Origin of the sequence: Nocardia sp. NPDC019219 (assembly GCF_040632645.1) — a bacterium.
GTDB lineage: Bacteria > Actinomycetota > Actinomycetes > Mycobacteriales > Mycobacteriaceae > Nocardia > Nocardia sputorum.
Window position 1 is genome coordinate 18,336 of sequence record NZ_JBEYCG010000026.1, and the last position, 23,030, is coordinate 41,365.

Here is a 23,030-nt window from a genome sequence, read left to right on the forward strand (position 1 = left end):
TCGTTTACGACAGTAGGAGAGGACCACGCCGTGCCCACGTCCATCGAGTTGTTCGCTGGCGGAGGTGGTTTGGCCCTGGGGTTGCACGAGGCTGGATTCGAGCACGAGCAACTGGTTGAACTAAACCCCGCAGGGTGTGCTATTCTTCGAGAAAATGCGCGACGAGACCCAAATCTCTGGAAAGAAGAAAATATCCGGGAGATGGATGTCCGGAGATGGTTGGCGGAAATCCCCGATCTGGGACTTCCAGATATTGATTTAATAGCTGGAGGCCCTCCGTGCCAGCCGTTTTCGGCCAGCGGAAAACGGGCCGGCGTCAACGACAAAAGGGACATGTTCCCGTCAGCGATCGAGGCCGTGCGAATAATCCGCCCCAAGATGTTCGCTTTCGAGAACGTCCCCGGCCTTCTCCGAGCGGATTTCAAACCATACTACGATTACATCGTCGACTTCCTTGCGAATCCAGACGTCAGTCCACTTGAAGATGAGCGGTGGGAAGACCACCACGCCCGAATCAAGTCAGCTAGTTTGACCGATGTTCGGTACCACGTTTTTAGGCAAGAGATGAACGCGGCCGATTTCGGAGTAGCGCAGATACGCAAGCGAGTCTTCATAATCGGGTTTCGATCCGACGTACTGGACGCGGAAGCATGGAAGCCGATCCCGAAGACTCACAGCGTGGAATCCCTTCTCCGCTCACAGTGGATCGATTCCAACTACTGGCCGACTCACGGCATCGCCATACCGTCCACCACGCCGGAGCAATTCAGGCCGCGGATCCAGTCACTCCGCAGGCGGATGTCCGCTCAAGATCCGGAACTCGAAACCCTGTTATCGCTCGAGCGATGGCGCACGGTGCGCGACGAGATCAACGGACTTCCGGAGCCAATCGACTACGTTGAACACCCAGACGTGCCGAATCATTGGGGGATACCGAACGCCAGGATCTATAAAGGTCACACCGGCAGCGCGATCGACTGGCCAGCGAAGGTTCTCAAAGCGGGATCTCATGGGGTGTGCGGCGGCGAGGCGATGATTCGTTTCCATCATGCCGTCCGAAAGAAAGGGAACAAGCTTAGATATTTCACGATACGAGAGGCCGCCAGAATGCAATCTTTTCCTGACGACTATCTCATTCCTGGGTCTCGAACGGCAGCGATGAAAGCACTGGGAAACGCCGTCGCGGTCGACGTTGCGGCGGCGGTCGGCAGACATCTCCTTCAGTTGTCGGGCCTTCCGACCAAGGGATCGGCACCTTGAGTCGGACTCGTCCGATTCAATTCTTCGGCGACGGCTTCCATCCACCGGGCGAGCTGACGCACCCGGCGGCCCCGGAGAAGAACGCCGATCTCGGCGTGGTCTGCCATTCCACCAGGAGTGAGGTTCGCGGAACCAAGATATGCCCACTCGTCGTCGGCAACCAGCGCTTTGAAGTGTATGCCGAGACCGGGGCCTTCCCACGAACGAATTCTCAAGGTGCCGCCGGCCGGGCTCGCGGCCCGAAGCCGAGCGACAGCCTCGGCATTCGGCCGGGATTGTCCTAGGGACAAGGAGCTGATCGCACGGGTGATGACGATGACCTCGCCTCGGGCGCGCAGGATACGTCTAACTTGCGTGGCGAGGGCGTGGGTAACCTCCCCATGGAGATACGGCGCTGCGATGATGAGGCGATGGCGCGCTCGGACCGCGATCTCGGGAATGGCTAACTTGGTCTGACGCAGGCGTGCTGCGGGCCCGAAGCGATCCACGAACGAGGAGTGGGTGCCTCGAAGGAACTCCGGCACGGTCGCCACCAACTCCCAGCTGTCGGAGGCCGACATCTCCTCGATGACTTGCAGCTGGGCGAGCCGTGCTGCGGCGGTATCCGCCAGCTCACCGTCATCGGTCACGATCCCGGCGTAGGACAACGTCGAGTGGACCAGGCGAGCGTCGGCGATCTCGGCCGCTATAGCGGCTGAGATCGCACTGCCTTCGGCACCCGCGCAGACCATGCGAGACAGAACGGTCGCCAGCGCAACCGGATCGTCCGCCTGTGCGATCAGCGCGTGCAGCGGTCTCAGTGATTCCAGTACGCCTGCCACCGGATATCCTCGTAGCCGCTGTTGTCCTGCTCGAGATGTCCGCCCTTCTGGGACAGGCTGCCGAACAACAGGTTGCGGTCCAAGACGGTGTTGAATCGCGCGCATGCCACCTCCGACACGTGCAGACATGCCGCGCATGCACCGCCGAAGGTCTCCCGGCAGGGTGGGTCGAAGATGCACCGGGACTCGGCGTCCAATTCGCGCAGGGCGTCGATGAGTGAGAACCGGTAGACGTGTTCGAGCCCGCCCAGCGTAAATTCCGTGCGCGTGTTGGAGTAGATCAGGAACGCGCAGTTGGCCGGGAACAGATATTCGGCAAGCGAGTCGACGTTCAGGCCACATCGAGCCGCGAGGGCCTTCATCACCCTGTGGGACATCGAATGCACCAAGCCCAGGACCGCCTTTGAGACCAGATCGTTAGGCGCGGCAAAAGGGTTGGTGACCGGATCGAGCCGTTCGAGGAACCATCGCTGGGCTTCGTCGTTCGTCGACACTCCTGGATCATCGATGACTCCTGAGGCTGTCAGCCATTCGATGACCCGTAAACGGTTAAGCTCGAATAGCAACCCCTCGGTCTGGGTCTTGACGCCGTAGATGGGGAATTTTGAATCTCGCCCTTCGAAAAACCGGAAGGACGGTTTGATGGTCCGGTATTTATTGACCAGCTGCGCCTTTGGGCTCAATCTCGTATACCCGGCGACGAGGTATGCGATCGGCAATTTCCGCAGCAGGGTCACCTCGGAGAGCCCGTACAGGCGATACCAATCCGGGTATTTCGCGTAGTCGGGTTCGAGGGGAAGCCCTTCAGCGATCTCCCGCAGTTGCGATGTTGTGAGGGCATCTTTCGTATCTCGGGCGAGGGTGAGCTGGAGGCACTCTTCACCGAGCTCGTCGACCGCCTCCGGCGAGCGCCCGAGCGCGTCGACCGCTTCGGACCATGCCGGTGCGGAACCGTGTTTTTCGCTGGCGCGCTCAAGGAGCTGATCGTAAAGCGGGTCGCCGGGCCCGAGGCCCATCGTCGCCGCCATCTCCCGCACCTTGTCGGTGGCGTCACCACCGGGGTCACCGCCACTGGCGATGCGAAGACCCTCGATCCCCAGAGGCAACTGGCCGAGGCATTGCGCCACGGCGGCCCGGTGCACCTGGCCATGCGCCAGGGCGGCGAAGTCCTTTCGCGAGGGCGGGTTGAGAACGGTGATCTGCTGCGGATAGTGCAAAGGAGATTGAGGAATGCGCTTGAGCTCGACTCGGCTGTTTCGGCAGGTCGCGCACCAATTAGTTACCGGTCGGCTCGACCGTTCACCGCATTCACATTTCCAGTACCATTCGCTCGTGTTGAAGGATGTGGTGTTGAGGAGCCGCATCGTAGTTCTGCGGCATTTGTCGCATCGCGGTGGCACGATGCCGCGGATATGGCCGCATTCGTGCACCTCGGTCCACGCGAACTGGCGCATTTCGCCATGGCCACGCGAGCAGGTGGGGGGACGCTGCCCTACGGGTGCGGTGCGGAAGCTATTACATGTCCCGCACATGAACGTATTCGGGAACCGCTCAGCTTGCAGATCTTCGGCCTTCACCAGGATGAACTGTTCACGATCGATCACATCCAGGGACGTGGTGGTGCCGCCGTTTGTGTTTGCCGAAAATGGTTCGATCAGGCGTCGAAGTTGCGGTACCACCCATCGCTCCGGAAGATCGAGTGACGTGGTCTGCCGGGGTGTGAGGCCGATGACCGAAGGTTTGTTCATACCCCAGTTGTAAGGCTGGCCAGGCATGTACCGATACAGCGCCTGGATGTTGGTTCGATTGATCCTGTCGTAGGCCATTATCGATTTCCTGTCAAATGTCCGTAAAGTCAGATGATGGGGTGCGCTTCAGCGAGCGCCGCGAGTCTAGAGCTCGCCGTGAATGATTACGGGCTCTTCCACGTCTCGCAGGGAGCGAGGGACGGGCGGGTACAGAAGATCGGGCAAGCGCGTATTCGCGTGCCCCCGCATCGGAAGGCTGGTCAGCTGATCGTCAACCCAGGCCGCGATGGCGTCGCGGTGCATTCGATGAAATTCGCTGGAGGGGTCGATTCCGAACCCGTCGGACAGATCAGAAACCAAGGTGTCTCGGTTCAGATAGCCGATTCTGACGGCTTCGGCGAAGGCTGTCGAGTCTGCGAGGCTCTTCCGTCGCCGGCCTCCGGTGATCCACTGACGATCGTGCACCTGTAGCAGCCAAGCCATCAGTCCGCCGGACAGGAGACGCTGCAGGACTTGCAGTGATTCTCGGTTCACTGGAACGTTGTGGACCATGCGGTCGAGGTAGCGAATCCATTCCGGGTAGTACCGGAAGACGCTGGAATCGCGATCGCGCTGCGGATTGGCGACGGTAACAACCAAGCCCGGCGCGCGCCGCCCTACCCGCGCGGACGCCTGGATGACTTCCGCCGCTTGTGTCGGTGTCCCCACCACCGTCATGACGCCCAGGCGGGCAACGTCGAACCCGTGGCCGATCGCCTTCGTGGCGGCGACCAGCTTGACGCGTTCCGTGCCATTCGGCCGTTGGAGGAGCTTGACCGTGTCCTTGATCTTGCGGATGTCCGTGTCGCCGTTGATGACGGCGAGGTTGATCTGACGATCGATCCCGCCGACCACCTTCTCTTCGCGGATAACCGTGTTGAGATCTTCGTTTCGAAGGCAGTAGGCCAGCATCACCTCGTACTCTCCGCGGCCAGCCGCACGGGCGGCCTCGACGAGTGTCGAATCGGCAGGGTCCAGGCCAGCTGCTCGGACGACGGATTCCGGGGAGTTAATCAGGTCCTTGACCCAGTTGCGATGTTCGGCGATCACCTCCGTGGCGGCCGTCACCATCGTGCCGACCCGGGGGCGTACGCCGACGTATTGGCGCATCGGCTCGTCCTCGTCGGTCCTGGCCCAGAACGTCTCGCCGACGTCCGGCCCGTTCTCGGGAAAGCGCCGAGCGTTTCGCTGGTAGAGATGGCGCACTTGGGTCTGATAGCCCTCGATCGTGGCGGTGGCGCCGACGATCTGAATCGGCTGGTTTCCAAGTCGTTCGCTGATCCGTTGCAGGAGCGTCTCGTACATGCCGTCCAATGCGCCGAGCCCCTCCTCGAGGAGGTGGAGTTCATCCGCGATCTCGAGGCGAACGTGACCGAAGCCTCGGGCGACCGGTTGTGAGCGTTCCTCGCACCCGTACACCGGGCACCAATTGGGATCGGCGCGGTATCCGTGACGGGGGCAACGTGAGTGCGCTCGGCCGAGCAGTACCTGGAACTCTTTGCTGAAGCCCAGTGCCGCAAGCCTGTCGACGGTCCCCACGAGTACGGCTGGCGCGTGGCGGTAGATGTCGTCATCGACTCCCCAGACTGGCAGAGTCCCCTGCATCGGACAGCCAGCGTTCCGGCAGACGTGGCGCATGGTCCAGGCGTCATGGTCGAATTCGACGTCAACGTCCTGGGCGCAAATCGGGCAGTTGACGAGGACACGACACATTTCCGCGGTCGCGCCGGCGTGAGGGTCGGCCCCGCGATAGAACCGTGACCCGGCAGCATAGAGCTTGTTCGGGGTGTTACCGCCGCCGGCGAAGAAGCCAACGCCGAACGGATCGCCAGCCCGGATACGTGGGTCCGTACGACGCAGCAGCTCGGCGTGCAGGACCATCGAGGCAAAGCGTTCGGTCTGCTGAAGCGCGAGCAGCCGCAAGGGAAATCGCGCCCATACCTGGGCACCGGCGGTAGTCCCCGTGTAGCGCCCGTAGAACAGTGTCACGAGCATCAGCCCGAGGTACGCTTCGGACTTGCCGCCACCCGTGGAGAACCAGACGATGTTGACGTCGTCATTCGACCGTGGGTCGGCCATTCCGGGAAGACAGCCGATGATCCAGGCGACCTGGAACGGATACCACGAGGTGATCGGATTGTCTCCCCTGCTGGCGCCAGCGTCCCGCATCGTCTTGTTCGCGGCGATGAACGCGTCCTGGACGGCGGGATCACTACGCAGCAGTTCCATACCCGCCCGGACCCACTCGACTTCACGGCGGGCACGCTGGGCGTCCTCGTCGGCGTCGCGGCGAGAAAGTTTATCCCAGCCACGTTCGTCAGCCAGTGCGTCGAGATTCTCCGCGCTCCATGCTCGGTCGACCCATGCGGAGAAGTCGCTCACCAGCGCCTCGGTCGTCGCGACGGGGTCGCTGATGAAACTCTCGAATGAGGTGTCGACGGTCTGCCGTGGCCGGACCCGATGGGTCGTCTGCCTTGCGATGAACTCCGTCCGCAAGCGTGTGTTCCCGCTATCGGGGTCGTGCGTCGTTACCGAGCAAGCGTGTCCCAGTGCCCGGACTCTCCGCTCGTAGCGATGGGAGCCGCCAACCTGTTCGAGTTCGTACGGCCGCACTTCGGCGGTGGTTTCGGCGGTAAGGATCACCTCGTAGAGGTTGGGATCCAGTCGGCGATCCTCGTAAGGCTGGCTGCCCGTGATGTTCTGGTCCTTCGGAGCGGGTGTCCGATTCACCACCGTTACCAGCACTTCTGACAAACCGTTCGACTGGGGGCTGACGTCGACATGGATAACCGCGCGATGCTCGGGAAGAACGATCATTTCGGGCCCGACCAGGTTGTTGGCGCAGTACCGGTTCCATGACAGCTCGTCCATGAGGTCGGCGTCGCGGGGCAGCCGGGCAGCTGGGTTACCGCCCTTCCGCAACGGCCGATACGGTTCGGCGTTCGATGGGAGGGCGCGCGCGTGCGCCAGCCTGCGGGTGATCTCATCTTCGTGGAATCGCGTAACCCCCGCCTCGCGCGTGTCGATCGTGATCGGTAGGGTGAACGGTTCGACCGCGACCTTGGTCCAGCGGCTCGCGATCGATCGAGACGTTCCACTACCCGGTTCCAGGGTCAACCTGCCCGACTCGGAGTCGAGCAACGGCTCGACCTGCTCGTCGTATGTCGGGTGCAGCGCCAGGTAGAAGGCGCACTCCAGGGTAATCTTGAGCGTGACCTCGCCCGTGGTGGTACGGAACGAGAACCCTTGTGCAGCAGGCAATGTCCTGCTGACCGTGTCGATGCCGGCTTCGACGTCACGTCGCATGACCGGCTCCGACCCGAGCATGCCGAGCCACAGGCGGCCACGATCCTCTTCACGGCTGAGGCGCTTGCCGGGGCGATACCTGGAACCCGTGGCCTGAGCTTCGATTCGTTCGACGAGAGACCCGAGGAGCTGGTCCTGCTCCTCGGAGGTGAGGGAACGTGCGGTAATGACGGGATGACTGATGGCAGTCATAGCAACTCCCGGTGGTAGTTGGTCGCTTTCAGAAGGTCGGCGAGTCGACCGCTTGAACACGTCCGGGAGAACCCTCGCGCGCCCTTCAATAGTGGTGATGGGAGTGGATCTCAAGTGCCTGAATTCACTTGGCACGGAAGCGTAGCCGACGGGACCGACAACTTCCAGACTCGGTTACGCTGTGGGCATTCGAGCTGCGGTTCGACTGTCGACCAGAGTGCCGACCAGGAGCGTCGGAGCTCGAACTGTTCGGTCGACCTGGAGCACCCGGTGCGTGGTAACGGCATCCATCAAGTCCGACACATGCATCTTCTGCCCTCCCTCGATCACGAGGTGCTCGTCGATAGCCCTCGCCCCGGCGAGACGCCTCGAAAGCCAACCACCCGCGCGGCGGTGAACGCCGTGAACGGTTTCCAGCGCGTGGGCGATCTGGTCCGCGTGATTCCGTAGCTGGTCGTCTCCGATAGCGCGAGCGAAACGATCGACATCGGCGGGGTCTCGCGGCCCATCGACGACCCCGCGAACCCAATTTCCAAGGGTCTGCTCAGCCGTGACGCGGGTACCGATCGCTTGCATTCGCCGCAGGATCTCGGCGTAGGTCTGTCCGGAGGTACTCGCGCGAGCGGCACGGGCCTTCCAGAATTCGATCGTGTACTGAAGGGTCGCGTACTCGGGGGTCTCCGCGAGACGTTCGATGACGGTGTCGAGCAGGTCGCGGCGAGCACCATGGTCGACAAGGAGAACGACATCGTCATGACGAAGGGCTTTGGCGGCGACACGTTCGATCGCGTCGCCGGAACGACGCGCGACGAGATCATTCGGTTCGACGACCAAGACGTCGCGACCGTCCGGCCCATGGTCGAGGTGGACCGTGATCGCGATGATCGTGCTCGCGCCGCCTGCAGTTCGGATCGTACTGACGGTCGCCGCGTCGTCGCGTGGAAGGACACCCGAATCGATGTTTCGCCGCAGTGTCGCCATGATGTCGGGATCGAACGGCTCCCACGGTCCGCCGTCGGCCTCTAGCGAAGCCCGTGCGGGAGGGACAACGGCCGTCTTGACGCCACTGTTCACAATCTTGATGCTGCCGACGACGTCGGCACGGATACCGGCCGGTGGCGGTAGCCCCAACGTACGAGCCGCAGTCTCCGTCCTAGCCTCTAGCTCCGACATCGTTGTTCGCGCAGCGAGGGCCTGGGCAGCGGAACGTCGGGCATCGAAGTCGCCTGCAGCCACGACCGTCAGCGCGTGTCCTGGTGGCAGCGCGTACAGACCTGCTCGGCGCCGGGGTAGCGGTCCGGGTAGGCAGATGGAGGGCGGTTCCTCAGAATGTCCATGCCCTGCCGACAATTCCGCGACGGTCATCACGGTGACCAGGCCATCGTGATCCCAGCCGAGTGGCGAGTAGGGCGACTCATCGAGCGCCTCCCGAATCGCCGATGCAGCGGCGCGGTTGCTGGCCACCAGTACGCCGCGGCGGCCGGAGTCAATGACGCCCTCGAGCCACGCAATTACACCCGACCAGCGACCGCCGCTGTTGGCCGTCGCCAACACGTTGCGAAACGACTCCGCGAAGCCAGTCCAGGCCCGTGCCAGCTCCCCACCAGCGTTGCGCGCGAATTCCAAGGCGATCCTCGGTACGTCGCCGAGCCTGGTCATATACGGACTGCCGCCGGCCCACAGGTCGTAATTGCGAGGAGGAACGGGAAGCATCGCCAGCGTGTTGAACGCACCCCACGCCCACCACAGCGCCTCCGGCGGGTGATTCCCGACTCTCAGGTCCGGCATGACCTTCACCAGCAGACCAAGCGATCGCCACGTATCCTCCAGCGCCGAGTCCAAGCGCGCCGAAACATCGTCGCCGCACGTGACAACCTCGATCGCGCACCGGCCCGCCGACGACAAGAGGGCAGGATCCGCGACAAGCGCCCCTGCGGTCACGCGGGATGAGAGTGATGAATCCGAACCTGTGACCGCGAGGTCGGCCACACGGCTGGCCGACCACGCCCACAGCGTCCCGCCAGCCCTTTCGATCGCCGGCAACGCCGTGTCGTACGGATTTGAGGTTACGTAGACGATCGAGTCGGGTCGACGTGGATCGGCCAGCACATCCCGGACGGACTCCATGCTGGCAGCGGAGCCCTCGATGACCAGGGATGATAGCGGCTCGGAGATCGAATGCAGCCGCTCTAGCCGTGAAACGATGTGCAGGCGACCACCCCGGTCGTGACGCGCCTGACCAATCGTCCGCACCTCTTCATCTGGATCCACCACCGTGCGGGGAAGGAAATCGGCGAGTCGTTGATCATTGAAATACAGGCGATCATAAAGAGCCCGAGATTGGAGGTTCCGGCCGACCAGCGCGCCCTGCACACGCAGGTCGCCGGTGCGCCGCACGGCGTTCATCAAGGAGGCAGCTCCGACCAAGATCGGTGCCGCAGTACCGGCCAGCGGAAACACCAGGCCAAGCGGAATACCACTCGCTGCGGCCGCATCGACCACATCGAGCACTTCGACATCGAGGGCGGACGGCGAGAATCGACGAACCTTGTCGCCTAAGACATGGCGCCGCAATGTTCCATCGAGGACCAACCCCGCCAAACCGCCCCCGCCCCAGCGGCGGGCATCCGCCGAACTCACCAACTCACAGTACGACAATCAGTTCGCCGTCGACAGCAAACAGAGAGTCTGGGCCACCTCGCCAACTTCGCATCGTCCCAATCTGTTTCGACCGGGCCGTGCGAGGGAGTGGCATCTGCTAGCGACTGGCATCGCAGCGACACGCGCTCAAGCCGTGCAGAAGGTTCTAATGCAGCCGTGGGCCCGAGCCACGGCCCGCTGGTCGGTCGCACGGTACCGGAGTTACGTCACCCCCGTCGTCTATCCACGCCAGACGCTGCGGTTCTTCCACATCGATTTATCCGCAAAGGTATGTACCCACGATGACCAGGCGTTTTGCAGTTGCCCATGTTTTGCGGTTCCTGCCGAGGGCACAAACTGTGACGCATTTCCGCAGTTCAGGACACCCTTCGGCGTCGCAGGCTCGATTCCTCAGGCATCACAAGCTGGCGTTCGCCGATCGCCAGTCCCCACCCGATCTATAGTGACCCACATCACATTTCACTCCTGTCAGCATTCGTGCGGCTGTCCGGTTCAAGTTCCGACCCCACCGAGACAGGAGCAACACCATGAAGCACCGCATCGTCGTCCTCGGAGCCGGGTACGCCGGAGCCACCGCCGCCGGCCGCCTGGCCAAGCGACTGCACCGCGACGACGTCGAGATCACCCTCGTCAACGCCGACCCCGACTTCGTCGAACGGGTGCGCCTGCACCAGCTCGCCGCCGGGCAGGACCTGCCGGTTCGTCCACTGCGCAAGATGTTCGCCGGCACCGGGGTCGAGGTGCGCATCGCATGGGTCGATTCGATCGACGCGGACCGCAAGACCGTCGGACTGATCGGCGATCAGGGCGCTGAGACCCTCGCCTACGACACACTCGTCTACGCCCTGGGCAGCACCGTCGCCGATTTCGGCGTGCCTGGCGTCGCCGAGCACGCTCACCATGTGGCGAGCAAGCACGCCGCGCTGCGGCTGCGGGAGCGCCTGAGCCAACTGGCGGCGGGTGAGACCGTGCTGATCGTCGGAGGTGGTCTGACCAGTATCGAGGTAGCCGCCGAAATTGCCGAGGCGCGCCCGGATCTGGACGTCGCGATCGCCGCGCGCGGTGGCGTCGGCGACTGGCTCGACGAGAAGGCGCAGAATCACCTGCGCAGCGCGTTCGAACGCTTCGGGATCACCGTCCACGAGCACGCCGACGTCATCAGGGTCACCGCAGATGGCGTGACCACCCGCTCGGGAGCGGAGATCCTTGCGCAAGTGACCGTCTGGACAGCGGGATTCGCCGTGCACCCGATCGCGGCCGCCAGCACGCTCACCGTTTCCGAGTCCGGGCGGATCGTCGTCGACGCCACCCAGCGCTCGGTCTCGCATCCGGATGTATACGCCGTCGGCGATGCCGCACACGCCGCGGGAGTGGGCGGCAGGACGTTGCGCATGGGCTGCGCCACCGCCTCCCCGATGGCCTGGCTGGGTGCCGATGCCATTGCCGCTCGGCTGACCGGACGTGCGGTTCCCGATGCCCCCATCGGCTACAACAGCCAGTGCATCAGCCTCGGTCGCCGCGATGCCATCGTGCAGAAGGTGACCAAGGAGGATCAGCCCACCTCCAAGGTCGACGTGGGTCGCAAGGCCGCGCGCGTGAAGGAGCTGATCTGCTCCATCGCGGCCTGGTGCGTGAAGCACCCGACGCTACTGGCGCCGAGCCGGCGTCGCCGGGTCGTCGCGATCGGCGCGGAGGCTCCGGTCGCGACCGTCTGAGCGCGTGCGCAACCGGCAAGGTCCGCCCCGGCCAGACGGCTGGGGCGGACCCGGGATACGGCAGACGATGGTGGAGTGGCCTGCTGCGCGATCCCGGGCGGACACTCCACATGGACATGAGTCAGGTCTCGACGGCGGCATCCGCCTGGTGTGCGCTTCCCGAAGGGCTCGCTCCGGTGTGCGGATGGAAGTAGTCAGAACCGGTAGCGGAGTACGCGGTTGCCTTGCCGGGACAGTGCGGTGCTATGGCTCATGAGCCGGGTGGCCGCGCGCAGTGGCTGGGGAAAGTCGGCGACTTCCGGGGCGCGGGTGAGTAGTCGCTCCTCGACCATGGTCAGGCCGGCGTTCCAGGTCTCGGGCTCGTGCGGGTCGTCGAAGCCCTGAGCGGCGGTGATGCCGATGGCCTTGATCGTCGGGTGGTACTTCATCGACCAGGCGGCGAAGCGGGTGTAGCCGTTGATGGCGAGTTCGCCGGTGTCGAAGTGCGCGGTCAACTCTCGGGCCATCCGCTGGAAGGTGTCGCCTGGCAGGAACGGCAGCAGGCCCTCGGCGACGATCATGGCCGGCCGGTCGCGAGGCAGCGGGTCGAGCCAGCCCGGTGTGGTCAGATCGGCGCCGATGCGCAGGGACCGGTCCGGGAGGAACTGGGGCCGCAGGTCGACGATGTCGGGGAAGTCGACGTCGTACCAGTCGACGCCGGCGGGCGGGTCGCAGCGGAGGACGCGTGTGTCGAGTCCGCAGCCGAGGTCGAGCACGACGGCGTCAGGGTGGCCGGCGACGAACGTCCGGACCGCATCGTCGAGATGCTTGGCGCGTAGAGCGGTGCCGCAGACGAGGCTGGGCTTCAGGTCGAGCTTGGCGAAGTCGTAGTCGATCAGGTCGGCGATGCCGGCGGAGTGGGTGTCGCCGAGGATCGGGTGGGGAAGCTTGGTGTCCAGAGCCCTCGCGTAGAGGGTGAGCAGCGAGGTTTCCCGGAGCGGGTCCAGGTCCAGTCGCAGGCGTTGCACGAGAAGTCCTTACGTTGTCGGAGGATTGCGGGCGGCGATGTCGCGGAGCCAGGTCAGCGACTGTTGGGCGGCACGGATGCGTTCGGTGTGAGCCCCACTGGCGCCGGCGAGTTTCATGCCTTCGTCGGCGATGTCGCCGAAGGCGCCGAGGCTGTCGAGCTTGCGCTGGATCACCTTGTGCCAGGCGTCGTCCTCGATGCGGTAGTAGGTGGTGCGGTCACCTGGCACGCGAACCTTGCGGACAAGGCCGATGGCGGCGAGGAAACGCATGTTCGAGGTCAGCGAAGCGCGGCTGGCCTGGATCATCTCCGCGATCTGGCCGGCGGAGCGCTCGGGCGGGTCGCAGATCATCAGCAAGCCCAGGATGCGCCCGGTGATCGGCGCGAGCGCCCATTCCTCCACGCAGAACGTGGCCACCCGCTCGACCCACCGCAGCACCTCGTCCTGGTTGTCCTGATCGGGCATAGCGCTCCTCCTCGGCTGACTTGATCGGAGCCGTCACTGTGTCATAGCGGCAACCGACTCGCGGGTGGGCGTCGGAGTGACAGTGGCGAGCCGGGTCTTGCGCAGGTAGCGGTCGAACCAATCCACGGCCAGCGCCATCGCCTCGTCCAGGCCCGGACCGGTGTAGAGGCCGAGGACGTCATAGGGCAGCACCTCCAGCCGTTTCGGCTCGCCAGCCCTGGCGAACGCGCTCTGTGCCTCCTCGAGCATGTGGTACGGGTCCCACCCGCCGTTGGCGATCATCAACAGCGGGGTTGGCGCCAGCCGGTGGATGAGATCCTCGGGCGCGAAGGTGAGCAGGTGCTCGGTGGAGTCGAGTGTCTTCTCGTTGCGGTAGCTGGGGAACATCTCCGCAGCCAGGTCCGGCGTGTCCCGTACGGTCTCCCCGTCCAGGCTCAGGTGCGGGACCCGGGCACTGGCCCCGCCCTCGTAGCGACGCTGCCAGTCCTCGTCCAGCCGGTCCCGCAGCGCCTGCACACCGGCGCGGCCGACCAACCGCTCCAGGTACCGCCACCCGTTCCACACGCTGGGGCTCTGCACCACGACACACTTCACGCGCCGGTCGAGCACCGCGGCCTGCACCGCGACAGAGCCACCGACGCTGACCCCCCACAACCCGATCCGTGCCGTGTCCACCTCCGGTCGGCTCTGTAGGTAGGAGATCGCGCTTCGGAAGTCCTCCACCTGCCGCTGCGGATAGTCCTGGCCCCTAGGTTCGCCCTCGCTGGCACCGACCGTGCGGTAGTCGATCGCCAGCACGGCGAACCCGGCGCGCACGAAGTGCGGCGCGAACACGGCCAGCGCCTCCTTGACCATCACCCCGCTGTGCCCCAGCACCAGGCCGGGAACCGGGGCGTCCGCCTCCGGCAAGTACAGGTCACCGGCGCACGAGGTGCCGAGACTGTTGAACATCACCTGCTCACGACGCGTAGCCATCGCCGCCACCTTCCCTAGGAAATCAAGCTAGTCATTTCAGTCTCGACTGAAATGACTAGATACGTCAAGCCCGGGCCTTCTCAGCGTCTTGCGCGCCCGTTCGCAACTCCAACGCTCGGGATGCCGGGCGGTCGCGTTCACCCGGGAAGAGCGGGCCGTTCCTCATGTCGGGCATTCCTCCGGCGGCTACGTGGCCACCTCCCTGGCCGAACCGCGCCAAGACCTGGTGTCGGCGATCATGCTGATCGACTCCGGTCCCCGCCTGGACGCCGTCACCGACAACGATCCGGTCGGCAACCTGCTGTTCGTTCCGGCGATCGGGCAGCCGCTGTGGCCGCTGCTCCCGGACGTCGTCCTCCGGCAAGCCATGAGCTCCGCGTTCACCCGGGATGTGCAGATCCCCGACCGGTTCGTCGCCGACCTGCGCGGGATGACCTACCGCAGTCTCACCGCGTTGGACGACGACCTGCGGAACGGACCGAAACGGACCGGCTCACCGACCTCGGCGTGCCGGCCGTGGTGCGCTCTATGGCGCTCAGGACAAGCGTTGGCAGCCGGGTTCTTTCGAGGACTACCGCCGCGTCCCGGGCATTCGGATCGCCAGCCTCGACTGTGGCCACACGCCAATGGTCATCCAAACTGGTCAGCCGCCTCGGTTCGCGGCAGGCATCGAATATCACTCCGCAGTCCGATTCCATGTCATACCAGAGGGTTACGGGCAACGAGAATCCGGCCGATAGCTTCGGGGTATCGCAATCGGCGCCCCGCCCCGACATCGACCGGCCGGCATCGTGGACGGATGGAGGTGGCGTCTCCGACTCAGTTCTCAGGAAGATCTATGACGACACCTGCCTTGGTCCCCGAGTCATCTCCACGGTCACCGCGGCGCGGCGCCGACGGTGATTACGCCCGTCTGTTGCGCCGGATCTCCGACGCGGGACTGATGAACCGGCGTCCCGTGTACTACGCCGTCCGGCTCAGCCTCGTCGGACTCGCGTTCGCAGCCGGCTGGGCGGCGTTCGCCCTCGTCGGCGATTCGTGGTGGACGCTGCTGGTCGCGGGGTTCATGGCCGTGACGTTCGCTCAAATCGCGCTCGTCATGCACGATGTCGCGCACCGCCAAGTCTTCCGGCTGCGGCAGCCGACGGAGCTCGTGGGACGACTCGTCGGCAACGCCGGCATCGGCCTGGGCTACGGCTGGTGGCAGGACAAGCACACCCGGCATCACGCCAATCCGAACCACGAGGAACTCGACCCCGATGTCGCGCCCGACATTCTGCTCTGGTCACAACAGCAGGCACGGTCCAGCCGCGGCCTGCCTCGTCTCATCGGGAGGGCGCAGGCGTTCCTGTTCTTCCCCCTCCTGTTGCTGGAGGGCGTGAACCTTCATGTGGCCGGTGTACGTGCGCTCAGAAATCGATCGATCAAACACCGGGCATTCGAGGGCGCGCTGCTGTTCGTCCACTTCGCCACCTACCTGGCCGCGCTGTTCGCGGTTCTGCCCGCCGACAAAGCCTTCGCGTTCCTCGCTGTCCACCAAGCTCTGTTCGGCCTGTACATGGGCTGCATCTTCGCCCCGAACCACAAGGGCATGCCGACCTTGACCGGCGACGAACGCCCCGACTACCTCCGTCGCCAGGTGCTGACCTCCCGCAACGTGCGGGGTGGCGCGTTGACCGACCTCGCCCTCGGCGGGCTCAACTATCAGATCGAGCATCATTTGTTCCCGAGCATGCCGACGCCGAACCTGCGTCACGCCCAGGTGATCGTCCGCGACTACTGCACCGAAATCGGCGTGCCCTACCACGAAACCGGGCTGATCTCCTCTTACCGCGAGGCACTGAGACACCTGCACCACGTCGGCGCTCCCCTGCGCACCCCCGATCGAAACCCGGGAGTGCCACAACGCGATCACTGAACACAAAGCCGGGCACCACGACGCACGGAACCGTCGACGGCTGCGATGTGGGCCGCTCATCAGCAACCGCGCGCGTCCGCGACGACAGCCACACCTCCGCGCTGGACAGCGGCGGTGGCCTGCCGAAGTGTCATCCCTCTCGGCAATTTATCTGACGCCTACGGCTTGGCCGACGATGTGATCGGCGGTCCGGCCGTAGCTCCGGAGTCCGGCACCCCTGCGTAGTCGGGCAGCTCGACGCCGTTGATCGCACGCTCGAGAAGTTCGGTGAACCATTCGCCGGTGAAATCGATGCTCGGCTCGGCGCCCGGCCCGGGGACCTCGCGGCTGCGCACGTGCAACCGGCCGATTTCCTGGTTGGCCTCGACGAACGAGCGCATCCGCCGCTCGTAGCCGGCGAACCCGGCCTCCGGGTCCCACCCGGCAGCGGCCAGCTCTCCGGCCAACAGGTAGGCGCCGACCAGCGCCAGCCCGGTGCCCGCCCCGGACATCGGCGACGAGCTGAACGCCGCGTCCCCGAGCAACCCCACCCGTCCGCTCGACCAGCGGTCCATCACCACCTGGGCGACCTGGTCGAGGTAGAAGTCCGGGGTGTCGTCAAGATGGGCGAGGATGCGCGGGGTCAACCAGCCCATACCGGCCATCCGCTCACGCAGCAGGCGCTTCTGAGCCGCGACGTCGCGGTCGTCGACGTCGAAGTCCCCCGAGGGGAAGGAGAACATGGCCATCGCCTGGCCGGCGTCCCGGATGGGCCGGAGGCCGGCGGAGCGCCCGGACTCCTGATAATCGATCAGCCAGCGGTCCAGCCCGAACTCGTTGGGCACACTGTAGAAGGCCAGCACTAGCCCGAGGTGGCGGACGAACCGCTCGCGTGGCCCGAAGACCATCGCTCGCAGCGCCGAGTGCAGCCCGTCCGCCCCGACCACCAGGTCGAAGCGCCGCCGGTCGCCACCCGCGAAGGCCACATCGACTCCGTCCGCGTCCTGGATGAGCTCGGCGATCCGGTCTCCGAAGACGTACTCCACACCGTCGCGGGTGTCGTCGTAAAGCACCCGGGACAGGTCCCCGCGCAGGATCTCGATCTCCGAGATGTACCCGTCGCCGCCGTCGTCGTCCGCGCGGAAGGTCTCCAGCACGTTCCCGTCCACGTCAACGGTGTACGCGCCGGCGGTCTCGGTGCGGGCCGCGCGCACCGCCGCGTCCAGCCCCATCCGCCGGATGACCTCCTTGGCCACCCCGCGCGCGTCCACCGCCTGCCCACCGGGACGCAGCTCGGGGGCCCGCTCCACCACGGTCACCTCGGCCCCCCGCCGACGCAACCAGTGCGCCAGCGCGGGCCCCGCGATGCTCGCCCCCGCCACCAATACCCTGGTATTGCTCACCGCGCCCACTGCTCACCCAGCCGGATCGTTTGCCGCCGCACGGCGTCCTCGACGCTCATCAGTGCCTCCCTGTGTTTCCCTGCCCACGCTGGAACGCAGGCTCACCGCTGTCGGTGTTTCCACCGGTATGGACGACGGATACACACAGAATTCATCGGCGCAACCGCGATCCCGCCCAGCTCCCGCGAACCCTGAACTCGGCATGCGGGAGCAGTCGGTCGGCCCGCCGAGCTGCCCGCAACTACTCGTTTCCGAGGTCCATTCCGTCCAACCCGGCTTCACGCAGGATGCGGGCCAGGGTGTCCTGGTCGACCGGGCGCTCCGGAGCCTCCGACTCCGAAACCGGGTTTTCCCGTGCCACCGGGAGCATTTCGTCGTAGCCCGCGTCGCCGGGATGGAACTCCTCGAAGCCGCTGTAGTAGACGCCGTCCTCGGTCCGGCCGCGCAGCGGCAGCAGGATCGTCTCACCATCCTCGGCCAGCATGGGTGGGCTCGTGTCATCCGAATACGCGGTCAAAGTAATCCTTCAATTGCTGGGCGATCTGGTCGTTACCGAGGGCGAATTTGCGAAGCTTAGCGGTGCCGCCGTGCATCCAGGCCGTGAAAGCTTCGGCGAAGGCCTCGCTGCGCCGGTCGTAATAATCGTTCCATTTGCGATGTTTTCCGATGGTCTGCATCATCGTGGCGTGCAGATCACGCCACTCTTGGGCGTCGCTGAGCCATCTCCCACCGGTACCGTACGCCGCGTCGGCGGCATGCCCGAACTCGTGGAAGACCACCTGCTCACTGCCGCTGCGCCCGCCGGAGTTGATCACCAGGCGGCGCGGCCCACCCATGTACACCCCTTGTACGGTGTCCCAACTGGTTCCCGGCTTTCGGCCGTACGGGGTGCTGCCTGCCAGGCTCTCGGTGCCGGGCAATTCGAGCATGGGGCGATTGCCGATGACGATTCCACCCCCGGGAACCGCGTTCATGTGCTCGCTGACCCGCGCGTAGATATGGCTGGGCACGTGAGCGAGATCCTGGACCATCCGCAAGGTCTCGGGTGTCCGGTCGATGATGTTCACGAATGCGCCGCCGTCGGGAGGCGGATAGGCGACGACGAACTCGAACGAGTCCGCGAGCCGCACGCTATCGCCCGGATGCAGCATGACCTTCGTTCCCGGCGCGATCTCCGTCCCGTTGACATGGGTGCCGTTCGTCGATCCTTCGTCACGGATCCAGACCCGGCCGGAGGGGTAGACGCCGACACTGGCGTGCCGCCGGGATATCTCATTGGTGCGGGTCAGCCCATCGGGTAGTTCTGCGCTGTCCCGGCCGAGCAGCAGTGGCTCGCCACCACGTGCCAAGTCGAGGGACACGTCGCCGTGAACGTTGTTCAGTTTCACCGGCAACGCTCTCGAAGCGCTTCCCCGGAAGCCGTCCTCGAATCGAGCCGCGCCCACCCAATCACCGAGACGAATCTGATTGCCTGGGCGCAACCGCACCGGCCGGTCCGGATCGACCTTGACATTGTCGACCCACGTCCCTCTCGAGGAGTTGTTGTCGCGCAGCCACACGTCTCCGTACTCGTCGCGGTAGACGGTGGCGTGCCGGTGCGACACCTTCTGGTTGTCGGCGAGGTGGCTCGCCATCGGTGACTCCAGGTCACGGCCGATCAGCACCTCCTCGCCGCGACGCAGCAGGAGGGGAGGCACACTCTCGTCGTCGGCCAATCTCACCTGCAACGGCGCTTCGTTACCGACTTGGAGTCTGCTGGACACCTCGCCGAAGGAGACCTTGTCTCCGGGGTTCAGGTACCGCTTCTCGCCGGCCGGGATGATCTCGTCGTTGACCTTGGTTCCGACCCAGCTGTCTCCGTCCGGGTCGCGCACCCAAACACGACCGTCGAGATCGCGCCCGATGACGACTTCCCTGCCCGGTCTTCCGATCACCATCGCATGACCGTTCAGTGCACTGGTGTCGACGGCCACCTCCTGGCCCGGTGCGAGGCGTATCGGGAGCTTGCGCTTGAAGGGCTCGAAATGCAGTTCGGCGGGTGGGTGCTGCGGTCGTATCTCGCCGCCGAGCCGGGCGGTCCCGACGTAATCCGGACCGATCCCCAGATTGTCGCCTTCGGCGAGCGTCACTCTTTGGTTCGGAGCGATCCTGTCCCCATTGATCCACACTCCTTCGGATCCCGAATGATCGCGGATCCACAGTCGGCCGTCGTGGTCCAGGCCGAGCGTCGCATGGCGTTCGCCGACATTGGGGATCCCGCGCAACTGAGACGCGAACGGCGAACTCTCGTCGGTGCCGATCACGACCGTTTCTCCCGGCGCGAGCCGCACCGGTGTCGCATCCGCGCCGCTCCCGATTCGCACGCGGACCGGATCGACCCCGGTTGTCGCATCCGTAGGCACGAATTGCGCCGTACTGTCATACCAGCCGAGGCGCAAGTCGTCCCCTGGCTCCAGTACCCGGCGCTCCCCCCGGCCGAGCCGATCGCCGTTGACTTGGGTGCCGTTGCTGGAACCGACGTCCCGGATCCATACCCGCCCGTTCTCATCCATGCCGACGATCGCGTGGCGTCGCGAGATACTGTCGCGCCCGGGCGCTTCCGGGTGCACCATCGCACGACCGATCTCGATCTCCTGGCCGCGATGGAGCTTCAGAACCGGTCCGTCGTTGCCGAATAGCCGCACTTCGGCCATCTGACGCTGGAACGTGACGCCGAGTTCCAGATCGCGACTGAACATGACGTCTTGGCCGTCGTAGATCCGCACCCAGCGACCGCCGGTCAGCTGTTTGCCGTCGACGAAGGTGCCGTTCGTCGAGTTGTCGTCTCGAAGCAGGACATGGCCTTGCTCGTCCACCGTTATCGTCGCGTGGCGACGCGAAACTCTGTCGCCGGCCATCTGTTCCAACAGCGCGCCGTCACCACGACCGAGCACGTACTCCTGGCCTGGAATCAGGCGCAGCTCAACGCGCGCGTCATCCGGACCGGTCAGCACCATGTCGACGTAGCCACCCTCGGGATGGCGGTAGAACTGGGTGAATCCGGCGGGAGGCGGAGCACCCGCGAGCACGTACCCGTCCTGACTCGCCGGTTTCTCGTGTTCCTCGACCCGCGGCTGCGGTCGTGTCGGCGGGCCGTCATACGTCGGTTCGTCGGTCCGGGCGCGAGGCGTCGGATCCCTGGGCGTCACCGGAGACTCATCGGCTGCCGACTGCCGCCCGGCCGGATCCGCCTCATCGAGCGGAGGACGCGGCCGCGACTCCTCCGGGACACGCGAATCGTCCCGGACCGGTGGCCGACCATCCGAGGCCACCTCGTCGACCGGGACCCGCGGCGTCAGCTCCTCCTGCCGCACGAGCGGGCCATCGGCATTCCGAGGCAGCGGCGGCGGCTGGTCCCTGCGGCCTCGTGGCGCGACAGCCGAGCCGCTGACCTCGTCGCCGCGCGGTGTGGGTGGTCTGCCGTTGCGCCCATACGCGTCGGTCCCGGGCGGCCGGTCTTGTCGTGGCGTGACGGACACCGCCCGGCCGTCACCAGGGACGATTCCCGGCGCCGAGCCGGGGGACTGCGGTGACACGGGCGGCAGGACCCCACGCCCGGCGTCACCACCACCCGCGGCATGCTCCTCCAACGCGGTCATCCGCTGGAGCATGCCGTCGTACCAGTCCCGGCGGCCCGCGGCGTGGAAGACCGGGCTCAGTTCTTCGACCCGCTGCCGGATCTCGTGCAGTTCCGGGCGAGTGAGAGCGTGGTCATTCCACAAGATTTCGAGGTTGTCTCCGTAGCGCAGAAAGTTCTCCGCGAAGGGCCCGACGACATACTGCGCGTCGGTGAAGTTCTCGAATGCGCGGCTGTGGTCGATTCCCCACACGTTCCCAGCCGGATCCACCATCCAGTTGTCGCCATTGCGGTCGGGTATGCGTATCAGCACGTCCATGACGCCCTGGCGCATGCCCGCAGGACCGCTGAGGACCTCCGGCGGGAACGCGCTTCGCGGATACGTCTCCGCCGCCACCGTACCGGGCACGACCTCCATGTAGACGTGGTCGCCGATGACATGCACCGCGGGCACCCGTGCGCCCACCGCGTCGCCGACCAGCGAACTCAGGAATTCCGCGTGCGCGTGCTGCGGATCGGAGACCACCTTGTGGATCACCTCGGTGCCGTCATGGAAGACCAGCCGCTCCACCACTCTCGCCGATTTGCCTTCGGTGCTGAAGCGCTCGATCGCCTCCACCCGCAGTGGTTCACCCGAGCTCAACAGCTCGTTGACGCGTGAGGCGAATTCCCAGTGACGCAGCCCGAGTCGAGGCGCGTCGCTGTCCGAACGCACCGCGTTACGGCCTGCGGCGTGGACCCGGATCGCGGAACCCGCGGCACCGACGAACCCGCTGCCGAAGCCAGTGATCGCGGATTCGCGCACCATCTTGAACAGATCACCGAGGCTGTGGATCTCGTCCAGGTGGATCAACACCGAAGGCACCGCGCCGGCCAGACCGCCCGCGAGGCCGCCCGCGCCGCCGAGCAGCATCGTGCCGCCCAGATGCGCGGCAAGCCGGCCGGAGGGAGTGACCGCTCTGCCGCGCGTCCAGCCCAGCACGCGCGGCGCGAGCCTGCGGCCGACCTCCGCACCCGCGACGCCGCCGACCACACCACCCAGGAGCATTTCCAAGAAGGCGCCCACGTCGAACTTGTCGCGCACGCCGGTCTTGAGGTCCCACAGCTGTGCGCCACCACTGATCGCGGCGCTGGTCAGAAGGCCGATCTTCGCCGCGTGGACGGCGGTGTGCAGCGCGGCTCGTTGCGCCGCGCCCGCGACCGCGCGCTCGCCCACCTCCGCGGCCAGTCGCGCAGCCGCGGCAGCCATCGCCTGCTCGGCCTCGATCCGGTCGATCAGCGCCTTCGCGCCACCACCTTGGAAGAAAAGCAGCGCGTCATAGGCCAATTGAGCCGCCAGCGCGATCCCCATCGCGATCAGCAGATGTTGCGTCTGCACAGCCGAGTCGGCGACGTCGTGGCACTGCTTGCCCAGGCTCTGACACACTGCCGCCTGATCACGCATGGATTGCACGACTACGCGATGACGTTCGGCCAGCGCCGTCGACGTCGCGCCCTCAACAGCTTGCTCGGTACCCGCCGCCTCGACCTCGTACCGGTCGGCCGAGTTGTTCAATTCACCGGAAGCAACCAGGTACGCGTCCCCGTTACGACGCATTCCCTCGACGTCGGTCTCCGGCCAATGACCGAGGACCAATTCCCGCACAGCCGAGGGCACCTCGGCCAGCAAACCGCTCGAATCCATCGCAGCTTGCCTCCCGGCACCCTCACAGTCGCTGCGAGACCATCTAGACATACCGCAGCGCGTTCAATATTCCCAACAGTGGCGACACCTCTGACCAGGAGAGGCGGTGGCCGATAGGAATCGCGACAGGGCGATGAACTGTTGAGAATGCAACTACTGGATGGGGCGGGGATTCGTACCCACATCCCCGAATCCGGCATTCCGCCAGCCAATGCTTTTCGGGGCGTCGGAAAGGCGGCCT

At 65.4% G+C, this 23,030-nt stretch carries 13 protein-coding genes; 3 read left to right on the plus strand and 10 right to left on the minus strand.

Annotated elements, in window-relative coordinates; translation table 11 throughout:
* Nucleotides 1–30 precede the first annotated feature (30 nt).
* Nucleotides 31–1,260, plus strand: a complete 1,230-nt coding sequence (gene dcm, locus ABZ552_RS32845; RefSeq protein WP_357441759.1) for a DNA (cytosine-5-)-methyltransferase — start codon at nt 31–33, stop codon at nt 1,258–1,260.
* Here dcm and ABZ552_RS32850 read toward each other — a convergent pair.
* The 4 genes from ABZ552_RS32850 to ABZ552_RS32865 form a co-directional block, all read right to left on the minus strand.
* Nucleotides 1,221–2,081, minus strand: a complete 861-nt coding sequence (locus ABZ552_RS32850) for a phospholipase D family protein (RefSeq protein WP_357441761.1) — start codon at nt 2,079–2,081, stop codon at nt 1,221–1,223. The genes dcm and ABZ552_RS32850 overlap by 40 nt on opposite strands.
* Nucleotides 2,057–3,907, minus strand: coding sequence for a hypothetical protein (locus tag ABZ552_RS32855; protein ID WP_357441763.1), 1,851 nt, complete (start codon nt 3,905–3,907; stop codon nt 2,057–2,059). Before ABZ552_RS32855 ends, ABZ552_RS32850 begins: the two co-directional genes overlap by 25 nt.
* 66 nt (nt 3,908–3,973) lie before the next feature.
* Nucleotides 3,974–7,366, minus strand: coding sequence for a helicase-related protein (locus ABZ552_RS32860; protein WP_357441765.1), 3,393 nt, complete (start codon nt 7,364–7,366; stop codon nt 3,974–3,976).
* Between the two features lie 174 nt (nt 7,367–7,540).
* Nucleotides 7,541–10,006 carry a hypothetical protein gene (locus tag ABZ552_RS32865; protein ID WP_357441767.1) on the minus strand — a complete coding sequence of 822 codons (2,466 nt, stop codon included), beginning with the start codon at nt 10,004–10,006 and terminating at the stop codon, nt 7,541–7,543.
* Between the two features lie 548 nt (nt 10,007–10,554).
* Between ABZ552_RS32865 and ABZ552_RS32870 the strand changes: the two genes are divergently transcribed.
* On the plus strand, nt 10,555–11,742 hold the full coding sequence (locus tag ABZ552_RS32870) for an FAD-dependent oxidoreductase (RefSeq protein WP_281875662.1): 1,188 nt from the start codon (nt 10,555–10,557) through the stop codon (nt 11,740–11,742).
* Nucleotides 11,743–11,936: 194 nt separating this feature from the next.
* Here the strand turns inward: ABZ552_RS32870 and ABZ552_RS32875 are convergent, their stop codons facing one another.
* From ABZ552_RS32875 to ABZ552_RS32885, 3 genes are read right to left on the minus strand one after another with little or no spacing between them, the layout of a single operon-like run.
* Entirely contained in the window at nt 11,937–12,749 is an 813-nt protein-coding gene (locus ABZ552_RS32875; protein ID WP_281875663.1) for a class I SAM-dependent methyltransferase, read from the minus strand.
* A 9-nt stretch (nt 12,750–12,758) separates the two neighbouring features.
* Nucleotides 12,759–13,214 carry a hypothetical protein gene (locus ABZ552_RS32880; protein ID WP_281875664.1) on the minus strand — a complete coding sequence of 152 codons (456 nt, stop codon included), beginning with the start codon at nt 13,212–13,214 and terminating at the stop codon, nt 12,759–12,761.
* A 33-nt stretch (nt 13,215–13,247) separates the two neighbouring features.
* Nucleotides 13,248–14,189, minus strand: a complete 942-nt coding sequence (locus ABZ552_RS32885; RefSeq protein ID WP_281875666.1) for an alpha/beta fold hydrolase — start codon at nt 14,187–14,189, stop codon at nt 13,248–13,250.
* A gap of 838 nt (nt 14,190–15,027) precedes the next feature.
* On the opposite strand from ABZ552_RS32885, the gene ABZ552_RS32890 reads away from it, so the two are divergent.
* Entirely contained in the window at nt 15,028–16,107 is a 1,080-nt protein-coding gene (locus tag ABZ552_RS32890; RefSeq protein ID WP_357441770.1) for an acyl-CoA desaturase, read from the plus strand.
* 158 nt (nt 16,108–16,265) lie between these two features.
* Here the strand turns inward: ABZ552_RS32890 and ABZ552_RS32895 are convergent, their stop codons facing one another.
* The 3 genes from ABZ552_RS32895 to ABZ552_RS32905 form a co-directional block, all read right to left on the minus strand.
* The gene (locus ABZ552_RS32895) at nt 16,266–17,489 is read right to left on the minus strand and encodes an FAD-dependent monooxygenase (RefSeq protein ID WP_357441771.1); all 1,224 of its coding nucleotides are present in this window, start codon (nt 17,487–17,489) and stop codon (nt 16,266–16,268) included.
* Between the two features lie 241 nt (nt 17,490–17,730).
* A complete protein-coding gene (locus ABZ552_RS32900; RefSeq protein WP_357441773.1) occupies nt 17,731–17,973 on the minus strand; it encodes a hypothetical protein in 243 nt (80 codons plus the stop codon).
* Nucleotides 17,974–17,986: 13 nt separating this feature from the next.
* Nucleotides 17,987–22,789, minus strand: a complete 4,803-nt coding sequence (locus tag ABZ552_RS32905; protein WP_357441775.1) for an FHA domain-containing protein — start codon at nt 22,787–22,789, stop codon at nt 17,987–17,989.
* Nucleotides 22,790–23,030 lie beyond the last annotated feature (241 nt).

Excerpts from the sequence above, each read along its gene's own strand:
- ABZ552_RS32855 (WP_357441763.1), bottom strand. The coding sequence starts at position 3,907 with ATGGCCTACGACAGGATCAATCGAACCAACATCCAGGCGCTGTATCGG.
- ABZ552_RS32860 (WP_357441765.1), bottom strand. The coding sequence starts at position 7,366 with ATGACTGCCATCAGTCATCCCGTCATTACCGCACGTTCCCTCACCTCC.
- ABZ552_RS32870 (WP_281875662.1), top strand. The coding sequence starts at position 10,555 with ATGAAGCACCGCATCGTCGTCCTCGGAGCCGGGTACGCCGGAGCCACC.
- ABZ552_RS32880 (WP_281875664.1), bottom strand. The coding sequence starts at position 13,214 with ATGCCCGATCAGGACAACCAGGACGAGGTGCTGCGGTGGGTCGAGCGG.
- ABZ552_RS32885 (WP_281875666.1), bottom strand. The coding sequence starts at position 14,189 with ATGGCTACGCGTCGTGAGCAGGTGATGTTCAACAGTCTCGGCACCTCG.
- ABZ552_RS32890 (WP_357441770.1), top strand. The coding sequence starts at position 15,028 with ATGACGACACCTGCCTTGGTCCCCGAGTCATCTCCACGGTCACCGCGG.
- ABZ552_RS32900 (WP_357441773.1), bottom strand. The coding sequence starts at position 17,973 with ATGCTGGCCGAGGATGGTGAGACGATCCTGCTGCCGCTGCGCGGCCGG.
- ABZ552_RS32905 (WP_357441775.1), bottom strand. The coding sequence starts at position 22,789 with ATGGATTCGAGCGGTTTGCTGGCCGAGGTGCCCTCGGCTGTGCGGGAA.